Origin of the sequence: Microbacterium sp. H37-C3 (assembly GCF_027157935.1) — a bacterium.
Classification (GTDB): Bacteria; Actinomycetota; Actinomycetes; order Actinomycetales; family Microbacteriaceae; genus Microbacterium; species Microbacterium plantarum.
In genome coordinates, this window is record NZ_JAPVLR010000001.1 from 282,159 (window position 1) to 295,356 (window position 13,198).

Sequence of the window (13,198 nt, forward strand, 5' to 3'; positions counted from 1 at the left end):
TTCGGGACCGGCGGCATTCTCATGTCGCGGACGTGCTGCGTGAGCGTCGTCGCGCGACCGCGACGGCGACGCCGCAAGCGAGGAGAGCCAGGAGGCTTCCCCAGCCGAGGATGACCTGCACAGCGCCGCCGACGATGACGGCGGGCGTGAGTCCGGTGCGCAGCGGCACCTCGGTGATCATCGCACCGGCCTCCGCCGCCGGCAGGCCGTCGATCTCCGTGCCGTCGGGCGCGATGACCTGGCTCGTGCCGACGGTCGAGATGTTCACGACCGCTCGGCCGGTCTCGATCGCGCGCATGCGCGCGAACGCGAGCTGCTGGAGATTCTCGTCCGTGTCGCGGAAGTCGGCGTTGTTGGTCTGGAAGACATAGAGCTGCGCACCGTCACGTGCACCCGTCCAGATCACGTCGTCGTAGAGCACGTCGAAGCAGATCGCGAGCCCGACGCCGATGCCGGAGACGTCCATGAAGGGCGGGTTCGTTCCCGGTGTGTACTCGCGCTGGATGAGACCGATGAGGTCTGGGACGATCAGCTCGAAGAACCACCGGTCGGGGACGTACTCGCCCATGGGAACCGGGCGTGACTTGTCGTGGATCGCGACGGGATTGTCGGCGCCAGCCCGCCAGAGCATCGACGTGTTGTAGATGTCGTCGCCGCGCTGCGTGGCTGCGTTGACCAGCAACGGCGCGTCGATGCGCTCCGACAGCCGATCGAGCGTGTCGGCGACGGACGCATTCGACAGCGGGTCCGCATCGATGCCGCCCTCCGGCCAGACGAGAAGATCCATGGGCTCGTCGATGATCGGCTGTGTGGCCGCGAGCTGCGAGCGCAGGACGTCGTAGGGCTCGCGAGAATCGAAGTATCCCGTGGGGCCGTCGCCCTGGACGGAACCGACGCGGTACGTCCCGGCATCCGTCGTCGGGAAAGCGGGCAGCGCCACGAGCGCGACGGCGACGACGGCCGCCGGGAGCGCCGTGCGGAGTTCGCGCAGCCTGCCCAGGCGCAGCCACTCGATGACCGCCGCTGTGACGAACACCATGAGGAATGTCAGGCCCGCCACCCCGGTCCAGGACGCGACGTGCGCGAGCGGGCTCTCGGACTGACTCATGCCGACGCGGCCCCAGGGGAAGCCGGTGTAGGGCCATGACCCCATGAAGAGCTCGCGCGCTGTCCACAGCCCCGCGACCAGGGCGGGGAGGGCGATCAGTCGTGCTCCCTGGCCCGGCAGCAGACGCGGGACCCAGCGGTACGCAAGAGCGATGGGGATCGAGCCGACCGCGAAGAAGAGCGTCTCGATGCCGGCGAGTCCGAACCACGGGATGGGCCCGAGATAACGGGTGATCCACGAGATATGGATGAAGTAGAAGGACGCTCCGAAGACGGCCCCGACCGCGAGCGCACCCCACGCCGAGCGCCCGATCAGACCGACGAGAGCGAACGCGACACCGGCGAACGCCAGCGGCCACCACCCGATGTCGGGGAATGCGGCGTCCAGAACCGCACCGCCGACGACGGCGCCGACCAGTGCCAGCCACAGCGGTATCAGGGGCCGCACCGCGGCCGGAGACGAGTCGGGCACGTGTTCGAGCCTAGACGCCGGAGTATGCGACGATGCCGCGCCGGACGGCATCCAGCGCGGCACGCGCTGTCCGCGCCAGATCGGCGTCGGCGACGAGCGAGAGCTGATCGAGGAGATCGATCGTCTGCTTCGCCCAGCGCACGAAGTCGCCGGCGGCCATGTCGGCCTCGAGCAGCACGCGATCGAGCATCATGCCGCGTGCCCACGAATGCATGGCCTTCGCGAGGCCCGTGGCCACCGGCTCGGTGCCGGGCAGGCGGTGGTCCTGTTCGAGGTCGTCGAGGACCGCCCACAGCTCTTGCGTCTCGGCCAGTGCCGTTCGGAAGGCGCCTCGCGGAAGCCCGTACTCGCCCGGTCCGTCGCTCTCGCGGCGCGGCTCGTAGACGAGACTGCATGCGAGGGCCGCCAGACCGGCGGGATCGAGCTCGCGCCACAGGCCCCGGCGGAGCGCCTCGGCCACGAGGAGGTCGCGTTCACCGTAGATCCGACGCATCGTGGCGCCCGCCTCTGTCAGCGCGGTGGTGCCGTCGCTGTCGACCGAGACGTAGTCGAGGGCGGTCAGGACGTCGACGACTCGATCGAACACCCGCGCCACGGTACCGGTGCGCGTGTCGATCTGCTGCCGCAGCTTCTGCACGTCGCGGCGCAGCCGCCAGTAGCGCTCGGCCCACCGGGCATGGTGCTCCCGGTCCGGGCAGTCGTGGCAGGGGTGGCGCTGCATCCGCTTGCGAAGACCGGCCAGCTCGTCCTGACGGCGCTGATGGATGCGTGCCGGTGCGGTGCGGTCGTTGCGATTGAGTTTCTCGAGGTCGCTCAGCTCGCGACGGATGCCGGAGTACTCCGCGAAATCCCCCCGCTCGCACGTCATGGAGCGGGCGTAGCCGTCGAGCGTCTGCTCCTTCTCCTTGACCTGGCGCGCGAGGCCGACGACGGACCGGTCGGCCTGGAACTGGGCGAACGACGACTCGAGGATCTCACGTGCGCGGTCGCGACCGAAGCGGTCGATGAGGTTCACGGCCATGTTGTACGTGGGGCGGAAGCTGGAGTTCAGCGGGTACGTGCGCCGCGACGCCAGCGCGGCGACCGACTGCGGGTCGAGACCGTCGCTCCATTGGATGACCGCGTGCCCTTCGACATCGATGCCCCGGCGACCGGCGCGCCCGGTCAGCTGGGTGTACTCCCCCGAAGTGATCGCCGCGCGTGCTTCGCCGTTGAACTTCTCGAGCTTCTCGAGGACGACGGTGCGTGCGGGCATGTTGATGCCCAGCGCCAGCGTCTCCGTCGCGAAGACCGCCTTGACGAGCTTGCGCTGGAAGAGCTCCTCGACGACCTCCTTGAACGCCGGCAGCAGTCCGGCGTGGTGGGCCGCGACGCCGCGCTCGAGGTTGTCGCGCCACTCCCAGAACCCCAGCACTGCCAGGTCTTCCTGCGCGAGCGCGCGGGTGCGTCGATCCACGATGGCGCGGATCTCATCCCGTTCCTCGGGTGTCGTGAGCCGGATACCCGACCTGCGCACCTGTTGGACCGCTCCGTCGCACCCTGCGCGGCTGAAGATGAAGAAGATCGCGGGCAGCAGATTGGCCCGGCCCAGGAGTTCGACGACAGCTGGTCGGTCGAGGCGTTCGAGGCGCTGCGCGGCCGCGGGGCGTCCCGACCCCTGTCCGCCACGGTGCTTGCGATGAGCCTCGTGGCCCCCCGCACCGCGGTAGCCGTGCGACCGCCGGTTGCTGTCGTATCGCTGGCCCTGGGGCGAGCGCAGGCGGGTCAGCTCCTGGTTGACCTGCGCAGTCGCCACACCCGCCCGGTCGTCGAACAGCGGCAGCAGATCGCCGCGGACCAGAACGTGCTGTTCGAGAGGAACGGGACGGATCTCGGAGACCACGACGGCGGTATCGCCTCGCACGGTGTCGAGCCAGTCGCCGAACTCCTCCGCGTTCGAGACCGTCGCCGAGAGCGCCACCATCCGCACCGAGCGGTGGAGATGGATGATGACCTCCTCCCACACGGCGCCCCGGAACCGATCTGCCAGGTAGTGGACCTCGTCCATCACGACGTAGCGGAGGCCACGCAAGGCCGGCGAGTCGGCGTAGAGCATGTTCCGCAGCACCTCGGTGGTCATGACCACGATGCGTGCGTTGCCGTTGATGTTCGTGTCGCCGGTGAGCAGGCCGACCTCATCCTCGCCGTACACGTCGACCAGCTCGCGGAACTTCTGGTTCGACAGGGCCTTCATGGGCGTCGTGTAGAACGCCTTCGTGTCGGGCTCGAGCATGGCCAGGTGCATCGCGAACTCGCCCACGATCGTCTTGCCGGCTCCCGTGGGCGCGGCGACGAGGACGCTCCGCCCGTCCTCGAGGGCGTGACATCCGGCGATCTGGAACGGGTCGAGATCGAATCGCTGCATGTCGGCGAACGCCGCGGTCAGCGGGTGGGCCCGGGCCGACTGCGCGGCGAGGAACCGCTCCGCGGGGCTGGACGCGCTCACGGAAGGGGATCAGTCATCGGGGGCGGGCCGGGGACAGTGAGCTCGGGCGCGCGACGCGACCGGCGCAGGTCGAGCAGGAGTGAGAGCGCCGCGGCCGCGAAATAGAGCACCGTCAGGATCGCCGCCAGCATCAGCATGCTCACGATGTCGGCGGCGGGGGTTGCCAGGCCCGAGAAGACGACGGCGATGAGGATGGCGACGCGCCATCCCTTGAGGATCGCCTTCCCGCTCATGATGCCGGCGAAGTTCAGCGCGACGAGGAACACGGGGATGATGAACGCGACCCCGACGACGAGCAGGAGCTTGAAGACGAAGTCGTAGTAGTACTTGCCCTCGTAGAAGTTCGCCGACGCCTCCGGCGAGAACGTCGCCATGATCTCGACGATGTGCGGCATGACGAGCCAGCCGGTGTAGACACCGGCGAAGAAGAGGGGAACCGCGGCCGAGACGAATCCGACCGTGTACCGGATCTCTTTCCGGGTCAATCCGGGCATGAGGAATGCCCAGATCTGCCAGAGCCAGATGGGAGCGGAGAGGATGATGCCGACCGAGAACGAGATGCGAAGGCGCATGTCGAACGGTCCGGTGATCGTCGAATACATGAGCTTCACCGCTTCGGTGTCGCCTCGCTGCTCCGCGACGACACGGATCGGCTCGGTCATCGCCCAGATGATCCAGTCGGTGAGGAAGAACGACACCACCATCGAGACCACCAGGGCGAGCGCCGAGATGATCAGGCGTCGCCGCAGCTCGACGAGGTGCTGCCCGAGGGACATGCGCTTGTCGCGCCGGGGCGCACCGTCCGCCCCTGAGCGCGTGCGCTCAGCCGTCACCACGCGGCGCTACGGTGTGGGAGCTGCGGGACCGCTCTTCGGGTCCGCAGGCTTCTCGACGGGCGCGACGTCAGCGGTCGTCGAGGCGGCGGTGCCGGCCGTGGCATCGTCTTCCTTCATGGCCTTCATCTCGCCCTTGAAGATGCGGGCGGACTGTCCCATGCTCTTCGCCAGCGCCGGCAGCTTCGCAGCGCCGAAAAGCAGCAGAATGACGATGAGTAGGATCCACAGGTGCGGGCCTGCGAACAGATTGCTCATTGAGTCTCCCCATCGATCGTTTCGCACAGTCTAACCCGCGCACCCGGCCGGAAGCCCGTCTCAGGCGTACTGATCGAGACCGGCTCGGGCCCAATCGCGGGCGGCACGGCGGGCCTCGGCCGGTGCGAGGACCTCGATGCTCCCCCCGCTGCGGGCGACCAGTCGTTTGAGTGAACGGGGGTCGGCGACGCGGATCATCGCCGTCTGCGATCCGCCCTCGTCGCGCACCTCTGCGTTGGTCAGGAATTCGCCCACGATCGTCGCCGCATGATGCGGGTAGCGGATCTCGGCGAGGATCTCGTCGTCGCCCGGCTCGAACAGCTCGGGCACCGGCTCCGTCGAGTGAAGGGCCGGGATCTCGGTGAGCGCCGGGTCGGTCACGCGATCGAGGTGGAAAGTGCGCATCGCGCGACGTGTGTGGCACCATCCCTGCAGGTACCAGCGGCCGGCGGAGATCGTCACCTTCACCGGGTCGACGGTGCGCGTCGTCGGCGCGCCGTCCGGTGCTGTGTAGGTGAACGCCAGGGCGACGCGCTCGCGCAGCGCTCGCGCCACCGTCTCGCGAACGTCATCGACCGGCGCCGGGGCGACGATGACGTCGGCGGGAGTCTGGCCCGCCCCGCGCGCGAGCTTGGCGAGGAGCCCCTGGACGATACCGCTGTCGCCGACACCCGGGACGGATGCCGCCAGCTGCAGACCCGCGAGCAGCGCTGCGGCCTCGCGCGCGGTGAGCCGCGGCGATCGCTGCAACCCCACGGTGTTGGTGATGACGATGCGGTCCTCGCGGTCGAGGAGGTCCCAGTCGATGTCGAAGAGGTCGTTGGCCATCTGCCAGAAGCCGCCCTCGCCGGGAAGCCCGATCACGGTGAGCTTCTCGACCATCGAGCGCATCTGCTGCGGCTCGACGTCGAAATCGCGCGCTGCGTCGGCCACCGTCACCTCTCCTTGGGCGATGAGGTACGGAACGAGCTGCATGATCAGGGCCGCGCGGTCGGTTGCGACGATGGGCTGGGCGCTCACGACGTCACCGCCGATCGGTCAAGGGCACCGCGGAGGCGCTGCACGACCGCGTCGCGCAGATCGGCCGGCGCGTGCACCATCGCCTCCGGTCCGTAGGAGGCGAGCTCGTCGGCGAACACCTCGAGATCCACGAAGGGGATGCGCAGCCGTCGTCCGCTCGAGGACTCGGCGAGAGAGCGTCGGCGCAGCCGCAGCTCAGCCTCCGTGCCGGGGACGACGGTGACGTCGGCGCTCTGACGGTGGGCGACGTCGCGCAGTCCCGACAAGGCGCGTTCTCCGGCGCCGGCACGAAGCGCGGCGTCGAAACTCTGCCGAGTCACGACGACGTCCGCGACGATGCGCGACAGTAGGAACGTCCGCTCGGCATCGACACCGGCATCCCACCCGAACAGGTGCCAGCGTGCCTCGAACTCGACGAGCGCGAGAGGCCGCACACGTCGTCGTCGCGGCCGATCCGACCCCGGGCGCAGATAGTCGAACTCCACCTCGCGAGCCTGCTCGATGGCGCGCTGCAACGGCAGGAAAGACGAGTCGTGAAGATCGAGTCGCGGGGCGAAGCCGATGATCGGCTCATCGACCTCGATTCCGAGGGAGCGGATCTTCCGCAGTCCCGACCGAGCGCCCGCCGAGAGCGTCTGCTCGCCCCACACTCCCCCGGCCAGCGTCAGCAGAGCGAGCTCGGCTGGGGTGAAGCTGATGTCTGCGGGCAGCTCGTACTCCGTCGGCGGGATTCGGTAGCGCGCTTCGCGTAGGTCGTCGGGGTCGGCATAGTCGCCGATCGTCTCGATCGGAACGCCCAAACCGCGCAGGTTCTCCTTGTCGCGTTCGAACATCTTCTCGAGCGCTTCGCGTCGGGCGCCCGCTTCTGCCTGCTCTCGATAACCGGAGACCGAACCCAGGATGGTGTCTTTCGTCACGCCCTGCTCGGTCGCCATGAGGGCGACGACGAGATTGACCAGGCGTTCCTCGGGCGGAACGCGAGTGGGCGAGACGGACACGCCTTCGATTCTAGGCGTGGCCGTCGTCCCCGGACTCAGGACGCGGCGTCGAGGCCGAGGATGTCGACGACGAACACGAGCGTCGAATCGGCGGGGATGCCGCCCTGGGCCGTGTCGCCGTAACCCTGGTCGGGCGGGATCACCACGAGGATCTGCGAGCCGACGGTCTGGCCTCGGAGCGCTTCGGCGAACCCGGGGATCGTCTTGTCGAGCTCCATCGGCTGCGCGCCCTGACCCCACGTGCTGTCGAAGACCTTCTTGTCGGCCCACGTCACGCCGGTGTAGTGCACGCGCACCGGCACATCGCCGGTGACCTCTTCACCATCGCCCTTCTTCAGCACCTCGATCGCGAGGTCGCTGGGCGGGTCGTTGTCGGGGATGACGATGCCGGGGCGTCCGTCAGGAGCGACCACGACCGAGGGCATGCCGGCCCGATCGTTGAACTGCTCGGCACCGTCAGCGGCGGCGAGATACACCTTCTGCAGATCGAGGACGACGACCGTCGTGGCGTCTTCCGCCATGCCGAACCGTGCACGAGTGTCGGCCGTCACCTCGTCCGGGCCGAGCGCCATCACGACGCGCGAGCCTTCGGTCGCGCAGTGCAGGGCGTCGACGAGGCCCGGGAATGTGGCCTCCCAGCTGTCGAGCGGGTAAACCTCCGACAGCTCGCCGGTGTATCCGGATGCCGCGATCGGCGCACCCGATGACCCGTCGAGGACCGTGAGGTCGAAGACGACGTCTTGTGCGTCGCTCGTCACCGCACGACCGTCTCCCGTCACGGTGTCGCGTGCTGCGAGACCGTCGACGTGGACCGGTGCCGAGAGGGCGACGGTGGGCTTCGTGCCGACGGGGCTGTCGCTGACGTCGACGAGATCGAGGGCCGAGGACTCGGACACGTCGCGCGTGCACGACGCCGAGCCCGAGGACGGCGTGGCACAGGCCGTCAGGGCGAGCACGGTCAGAGAGAGAGCGCCGGCGGCGGCGATGATCCTACGCACCGCAGCAGTCTACGCGGAGTCGTCGTCGTGCCCGTCCGGAACGGAGAGCGAGCTCCGCGCGGCCCGCTGCGCTTCGCGGACGCGCTTGCGGAGGTTCTTGTCCGTGATCTCGCGGTCGCCGACCGCTCCCGGCGTCCAGATCTCGACGTCCGCATCGTCGTACGACGGCTTCTTCAGCGCGCGCTTCCGGACATCGGGCGGGATGGCCCCCGGAGCGAGGCGGCGGGCGGTGATGAGGAATCCGGTGTGAGCCACCATCCGGTGATCCGGGCGCACGGCCAGACCCTCGACGTGCCAGCCGCGGATCATCGTCTCGGACGCGTCGGGATCGGTGAACAGGCCCGTGCCGCGGAGATACTCGGCGACACGGCTGAGCTGGGTCGCCGTGGCGACGTAGCAGAGCACGACGCCCCCGGGGGCGAGCGCGTCGGCGACGGCGTCGATGCACTCCCACGGCGCGAGCATGTCGAGGACCACCCGGTCGACCGTCCCCGGCTCGACGGCGTCGGGCAGGCTCTCGACGAGATCGCCGACGATGACCGACCAGTTCGCGGGGGTATCGCCTGTGAACGTGGCGACGTTCGCCTCGGCGACCTCTGCGAACTCGGCGCGTCGCTCGAATGAGACGAGCCGTCCGTGGTCGCCGATCGCCCGAAGCAGCCAGAGCGACAGCGCGCCCGAGCCGACACCGGCCTCGACGACGGTGGCGCCGGGGAAGATGTCGGCCGCGGCCAGGATCTGAGCCGCATCCTTCGGGTACACGATCGCGGCACCACGGGGCATCGACATCACGAAGTCGCGCAGCAGGGGGCGGAGTGCCAGGTACTCGTGCCCACCGCTGTTGGTCGCCACCGACCCGTCGGGCTGGCCGACGAGGACCTCGTGGCGCAGCACGCCGTGGTGGGTGTGCAACTCGCCGCCCTCTCGGAGGGTGATCGTGTGCATCCGTCCCTTGGGGCCGGTCAGCTGGACGCGGTCGCCGTAACGGAAGGGGCCGCGGGGCTGGAGGTGGTCGGTCATGCGGAGGCTCCGAGTCGGTGGAGGGCGAAGAGATCGGCCAGGTCCGCCACCGAGCGCCCCGCGAGGGAGTCCCAGAGAGCGTGAGCGCCGAGGCCGTGCAGTGGGACCATCAGCGGTACTCCGAGTGCGACGGCGCCGGAGGCGACCGCCGAACGCAGGCCGTTGGGTGAGTCCTCGATGGCGACGGTGTCGGCGACATCGACCCCGAGCGCGGCGCACGCCTGGAGGTAGGGGTCGGGGAACGGCTTGGGGCGGGCCGCCTCGTCGCCGGCGATGACGACGTCGAACGCCTCGAACGGGATCGACGACACGACGGTGTCGGCCATGCTGCGCATCGACATGGTCACGAGCGCCGTCTTGATCCCGGCTTCGCGGAGCCCGGAGAGCATCTCGCGCGCACCCGGGCGGAACGGAGTGCCGCCGCGGCGCAACTGACCCGAGACCGTCTCGGTGAGGTGGTCGATGATCTCGCGCGTCTGCATCCGAACACCGGCATTCTGCAGGATGCGCGCGGAGTCCTCGAGCCCGAGTCCGACGAGGCTGAGCGCCTGCTCGGGCGTCCACACTCCCCCGAAGCTCTCGACGAGCGGACCCTCGGCCGCCATCCAGTACGGTTCGGTGTCGACGAGCGTGCCGTCCATGTCCCAGAGGACCGCGGCAGGGGAACGAGAAGTCATCCGCACCATGTTACCGATGCAGCGGTGAGACGCCGCGTGGCCCGACCCGTATGCGCTGGCCTCGGCGTATCGTGGAGCAGACCCGCTCGCGCAGAGCGAGCCGGCTCGGAACGGAGGACGGGTTGAACAGTCTGGGACGCCGCGTCCTCGTGGTCGCGTTCGACGGGTGGAACGACGCCGGCGAAGCCGCGACCGCCGCCGCGACACAGCTTCGCGAATCCCGTCCCTACGACGCCGTCTACTCGGTCGATCCCGAACTGTACTTCGACTACATGTACACGCGGCCGCAGATCCAGGCCGACGCTGACGGCCGCCGCTCGCTGAAATGGCCGGATGCGACGATCTGGCGACCGCGCGCGACTGCACGCGGCACGCGTCTATGGGTCCTCAGCGGCGCCGAACCAGCGCGTGCCTGGAAGTCGTTCGCGGCCGAGCTGGTGGATGCGGCGCTGAGCGAGGACATCACCGGTGTGGTCGCGCTCGGCTCGATGATGAGCGACGTTCCCCACACTCGTCCCATCACCGTCTTCAGCGGAAGCGACAACGAAGAGCTGCGCACGGCGCTCGGTCTCGAGCGCTCGACCTACGAAGGCCCCGTCGGCATCCTGTCGGTCATCGCCGCTGCGGCGGAGGAGGCCGGGATCCCTACGGCGGCACTGTGGGCGAGCGTGCCGCACTACGTCGCGGGCCACTCGCCGTCGCCGAAAGCGACCCTGGCGCTTCTCGACAAGCTCGAGGGCATCACGGGTGCCAAGGTCGCCCGCGGCTCGCTGCCGGGTGATGCGCTCGCCTGGGAGGCGACCATCGACGCCGCGGCGGCTGACGACGAGGAGATGACGGAGTACATCCGTCAGCTGGAGCAGACCCGCGACACGTGGGACTCCCCCGAAGCCTCGGGGGACGCCATCGCGCAGGAGTTCGAGAGGTACCTCCGGCACCGGGGCGACGGCGGCGACGGCCGTGGCCTCGGTCGCGGCCCGCATCGCTGAGACGCGCGCCGCGACCGTCCGGCCGGCTCAGTACGCCTGCAGGACTCCGAGCGAGAGCAGGACGATCAGCACCGCTCCGAGCCCGACGCGATAGAGCACGAACGGCAGGAAGCTGCCGCGCTTGAGGTACTGCATCAGGAAGGCGATCACGGCGAGTCCCACGCCGAAGGCGACGACGGTGGCCACGGCGGTGTCGACGAGCGAGAACACCGACGCTCCCGGCTCACGGATCGCCTGCAGCAGCTCGTAGAGACCGCTGCCGAACACGGCCGGCACGGCGAGGAGGAACGCGACCTCTGCGGCCGCGGGCCGGGTGTAGCCCAGCGCGAGCCCCATCGTCGTGGTGGCGCCCGAGCGCGATACGCCCGGGATGAGCGCGAGCGCCTGCGCGAACCCGAGGGCCAGACCGTGACCGTACGTCAGGTCCTTCTCGGTCCGGACGCGTCGCCCGAGCGCGTCGGCCGCCCCGAGGATGAGGCCGAAGACGATGAGCACGATCGCGACGAGCCAGAGATTGCGGAAGGTGTCGCGGATGACGTCCTGGAACAGGAACCCGAGAACGCCGATCGGCAGGGTACCGATGATGACGATCCAGCCGAGACGAACGTCGGCATCGTCACGCGGGACCGAACCGTTGAACGAGCGGAACCAGCGACCGATGATGCGGGTGATCTTCTTCCAGAAGTACACCAGCACGGCCAGTTCGGTCCCGATCTGAGTGATCGCGGTGAAGGTGGCGCCGGGGTCCTGCGCGGACGGCAGGAACTCCCCCACGATGCGCAGGTGGGCGCTCGAGGAGATCGGCAGGAACTCGGTCAGACCCTGGACGATGCCCAGGATGATGGCCTCGAGGAGCTGCATGGGCGGCCTTTCAATACGTGCGGATGAGATCGGTGAGCACGCGCTGCCCGAAGACGAGCGCGTCGATCGGGACGCGTTCGTCGACACCGTGGAACATACCCGTGAAGTCCATGTCGGCCGGGAGGCGCAACGGCGCGAAGCCGAATCCTGCGATGCCGAGCTCGGACAGCGCCTTGTTGTCGGTACCGCCGCCCATGAGGTACGGCAGCACCGGCACGCCGGGATCGTGTCGGCCGAGCGCACCGACCATGGTGTCGACGAGCGACCCCGCGAAGGGGACCTCGAGGCCGATGTCGCGATGCACGATCTCGATGCGGATGTCGTCGCCGACGATTCGCTGGATCTCCGCCAGCACCGCATCCTCCTGTCCCGGGAGCGTGCGCACGTCGATCGCAGCGGACGCGGCATCGGGGATGACGTTGTGCTTGTATCCCGCGGTCAGACCCGTCGGATTCGTCGTGGTCCGGAAGGTCGACGCGAGGAACGCGGACGTCGGCCCGGTCGCGTCGGCGACGGCATCCGGATCCGACGCGTCCCGGCCACTGAGCGCCGCGAGGTCGTCGACGAGTCGTCGGGTCGTTAGCGTGAGCTCGATCGGCCAGTGCGCGCGACCGAGCTTCGCGACGGCCTCGGACAGACGCGTGATGGCGTTCTCCGGATGCAGCCGGCTGCCGTGGCCCGCTCGTCCGGTGGCGTGGAGCCGCAGCCAGACGAGGGCCTTCTCGCCGACCTGCAGCAGGTATGCCCGGTGCCCGTCGACGCCGATCGAGTATCCGCCGACCTCGCTGATGGCCTCGGTCGCTCCGGCGAACCACTCGGGCCGATCGCGCACGACGAGCTGCGATCCCTCGACCCCGCCGTTCTCCTCGTCGGCGAAGAACGTGACGACGAGATCGCGCTCGGGCTGCTCCCCCGCGCGCAGGAGCTCTGCCACGGACGTGAGGATCATCGCGTCCATGTCCTTCATGTCCACGGCGCCGCGACCCCACAGCATCCCGTCGCGAACGACGCCCTCGAACGGGTCGACGCTCCAGTCCTCCGCCACGGCCGGCACGACGTCGAGGTGACCGTGCAGGACGAGAGCCGGCTTCGAGCTGTCGCGACCCGGGATGCGCACAGAGACGTTCGTGCGCCGCGGGATCGGCTCGTAGTACTCGGGTCGAAGTCCGAGCGCCTCGAGATAGGCCCCCACGTACTCGGCCGCTTCGCGTTCGCCGCGCGAGCGCCCCTCGCCGAAGTTGGTCGTGTCGAAGCGGATCAGATCCCGCGCGACGCGGGCGACCTCGGGCAGATCGTCGTACTCGGACATGCTCTCCACGGTAGTCGTGAACCGTTCCGGGAAATGACGAAGGGCTCCGTTTCCGGAGCCCTTCTCTCACTGTGCGCGAGGGGGGACTTGAACCCCCACGCCCTATACGGGCACTAGCACCTCAAGCTAGCGCGTCTACCTATTCCGCCACCCGCGCAGTGTTTTTCAGTT

12 protein-coding genes and 1 tRNA gene are annotated in these 13,198 nt (G+C 69.1%); 1 reads left to right on the top strand and 12 read right to left on the bottom strand.

The window, feature by feature from the left end; genetic code table 11:
• Positions 1–19: 19 nt before the first annotated feature.
• The 9 genes from lnt to O1W71_RS01285 all read right to left on the bottom strand — a co-directional run bounded on the left by lnt (position 20) and on the right by O1W71_RS01285 (position 9,868).
• Positions 20–1,630 carry an apolipoprotein N-acyltransferase gene (gene lnt, locus O1W71_RS01245; RefSeq protein WP_442923816.1) on the bottom strand — a complete coding sequence of 537 codons (1,611 nt, stop codon included), beginning with the start codon at positions 1,628–1,630 and terminating at the stop codon, positions 20–22.
• Entirely contained in the window at positions 1,590–4,064 is a 2,475-nt protein-coding gene (locus O1W71_RS01250) for a DEAD/DEAH box helicase (RefSeq protein ID WP_442923564.1), read from the bottom strand. The genes lnt and O1W71_RS01250 overlap by 41 nt, the downstream gene beginning before the upstream one ends.
• On the bottom strand, positions 4,061–4,840 hold the full coding sequence (tatC, locus tag O1W71_RS01255) for a twin-arginine translocase subunit TatC (protein ID WP_112615165.1): 780 nt from the start codon (positions 4,838–4,840) through the stop codon (positions 4,061–4,063). The genes O1W71_RS01250 and tatC overlap by 4 nt, the downstream gene beginning before the upstream one ends.
• Before the next feature lie 66 nt (positions 4,841–4,906).
• Complete coding sequence (locus tag O1W71_RS01260) at positions 4,907–5,155, bottom strand: twin-arginine translocase TatA/TatE family subunit (RefSeq protein WP_181574133.1); 249 nt, start codon at positions 5,153–5,155, stop codon at positions 4,907–4,909.
• A 60-nt stretch (positions 5,156–5,215) separates the two neighbouring features.
• Positions 5,216–6,175 carry a helix-turn-helix transcriptional regulator gene (locus O1W71_RS01265; RefSeq protein ID WP_112614792.1) on the bottom strand — a complete coding sequence of 320 codons (960 nt, stop codon included), beginning with the start codon at positions 6,173–6,175 and terminating at the stop codon, positions 5,216–5,218.
• Positions 6,172–7,110 carry a helix-turn-helix transcriptional regulator gene (locus O1W71_RS01270; RefSeq protein ID WP_269266760.1) on the bottom strand — a complete coding sequence of 313 codons (939 nt, stop codon included), beginning with the start codon at positions 7,108–7,110 and terminating at the stop codon, positions 6,172–6,174. The genes O1W71_RS01265 and O1W71_RS01270 overlap by 4 nt, the downstream gene beginning before the upstream one ends.
• A gap of 98 nt (positions 7,111–7,208) precedes the next feature.
• Positions 7,209–8,171, bottom strand: coding sequence for an FKBP-type peptidyl-prolyl cis-trans isomerase (locus tag O1W71_RS01275; RefSeq protein WP_269266207.1), 963 nt, complete (start codon positions 8,169–8,171; stop codon positions 7,209–7,211).
• Positions 8,172–8,180: 9 nt separating this feature from the next.
• Positions 8,181–9,191, bottom strand: a complete 1,011-nt coding sequence (locus tag O1W71_RS01280; protein ID WP_269266208.1) for a tRNA (adenine-N1)-methyltransferase — start codon at positions 9,189–9,191, stop codon at positions 8,181–8,183.
• Entirely contained in the window at positions 9,188–9,868 is a 681-nt protein-coding gene (locus tag O1W71_RS01285; RefSeq protein WP_112614786.1) for an HAD family hydrolase, read from the bottom strand. The genes O1W71_RS01280 and O1W71_RS01285 overlap by 4 nt, the downstream gene beginning before the upstream one ends.
• 122 nt (positions 9,869–9,990) lie before the next feature.
• Here O1W71_RS01285 and O1W71_RS01290 point away from each other — a divergent pair, with 122 nt between their 5' ends.
• Positions 9,991–10,857, top strand: a complete 867-nt coding sequence (locus O1W71_RS01290) for a PAC2 family protein (RefSeq protein ID WP_269266209.1) — start codon at positions 9,991–9,993, stop codon at positions 10,855–10,857.
• A gap of 27 nt (positions 10,858–10,884) precedes the next feature.
• On the opposite strand, the gene O1W71_RS01295 is transcribed toward O1W71_RS01290, so the two are convergent.
• The 3 genes from O1W71_RS01295 to O1W71_RS01305 form a co-directional block, all read right to left on the bottom strand.
• Entirely contained in the window at positions 10,885–11,718 is an 834-nt protein-coding gene (locus O1W71_RS01295) for an undecaprenyl-diphosphate phosphatase (RefSeq protein ID WP_112614784.1), read from the bottom strand.
• A 10-nt stretch (positions 11,719–11,728) separates the two neighbouring features.
• Positions 11,729–13,027, bottom strand: coding sequence for a M20/M25/M40 family metallo-hydrolase (locus tag O1W71_RS01300; protein ID WP_269266210.1), 1,299 nt, complete (start codon positions 13,025–13,027; stop codon positions 11,729–11,731).
• A gap of 72 nt (positions 13,028–13,099) precedes the next feature.
• Positions 13,100–13,184, bottom strand: a tRNA-Leu gene (locus O1W71_RS01305).
• Positions 13,185–13,198 lie beyond the last annotated feature (14 nt).

Coding starts and splice junctions, on each gene's coding strand:
- O1W71_RS01300 (WP_269266210.1), bottom strand. CDS start 13,027: ATGTCCGAGTACGACGATCTGCCCGAGGTCGCCCGCGTCGCGCGGGAT.
- tatC (WP_112615165.1), bottom strand. CDS start 4,840: ATGTCCCTCGGGCAGCACCTCGTCGAGCTGCGGCGACGCCTGATCATC.
- O1W71_RS01285 (WP_112614786.1), bottom strand. CDS start 9,868: ATGACTTCTCGTTCCCCTGCCGCGGTCCTCTGGGACATGGACGGCACG.
- O1W71_RS01270 (WP_269266760.1), bottom strand. CDS start 7,110: ATGGCGACCGAGCAGGGCGTGACGAAAGACACCATCCTGGGTTCGGTC.
- lnt (WP_442923816.1), bottom strand. CDS start 1,630: ATGCCGTCCGGCGCGGCATCGTCGCATACTCCGGCGTCTAGGCTCGAA.
- O1W71_RS01280 (WP_269266208.1), bottom strand. CDS start 9,191: ATGACCGACCACCTCCAGCCCCGCGGCCCCTTCCGTTACGGCGACCGC.
- O1W71_RS01295 (WP_112614784.1), bottom strand. CDS start 11,718: ATGCAGCTCCTCGAGGCCATCATCCTGGGCATCGTCCAGGGTCTGACC.
- O1W71_RS01260 (WP_181574133.1), bottom strand. CDS start 5,155: ATGAGCAATCTGTTCGCAGGCCCGCACCTGTGGATCCTACTCATCGTC.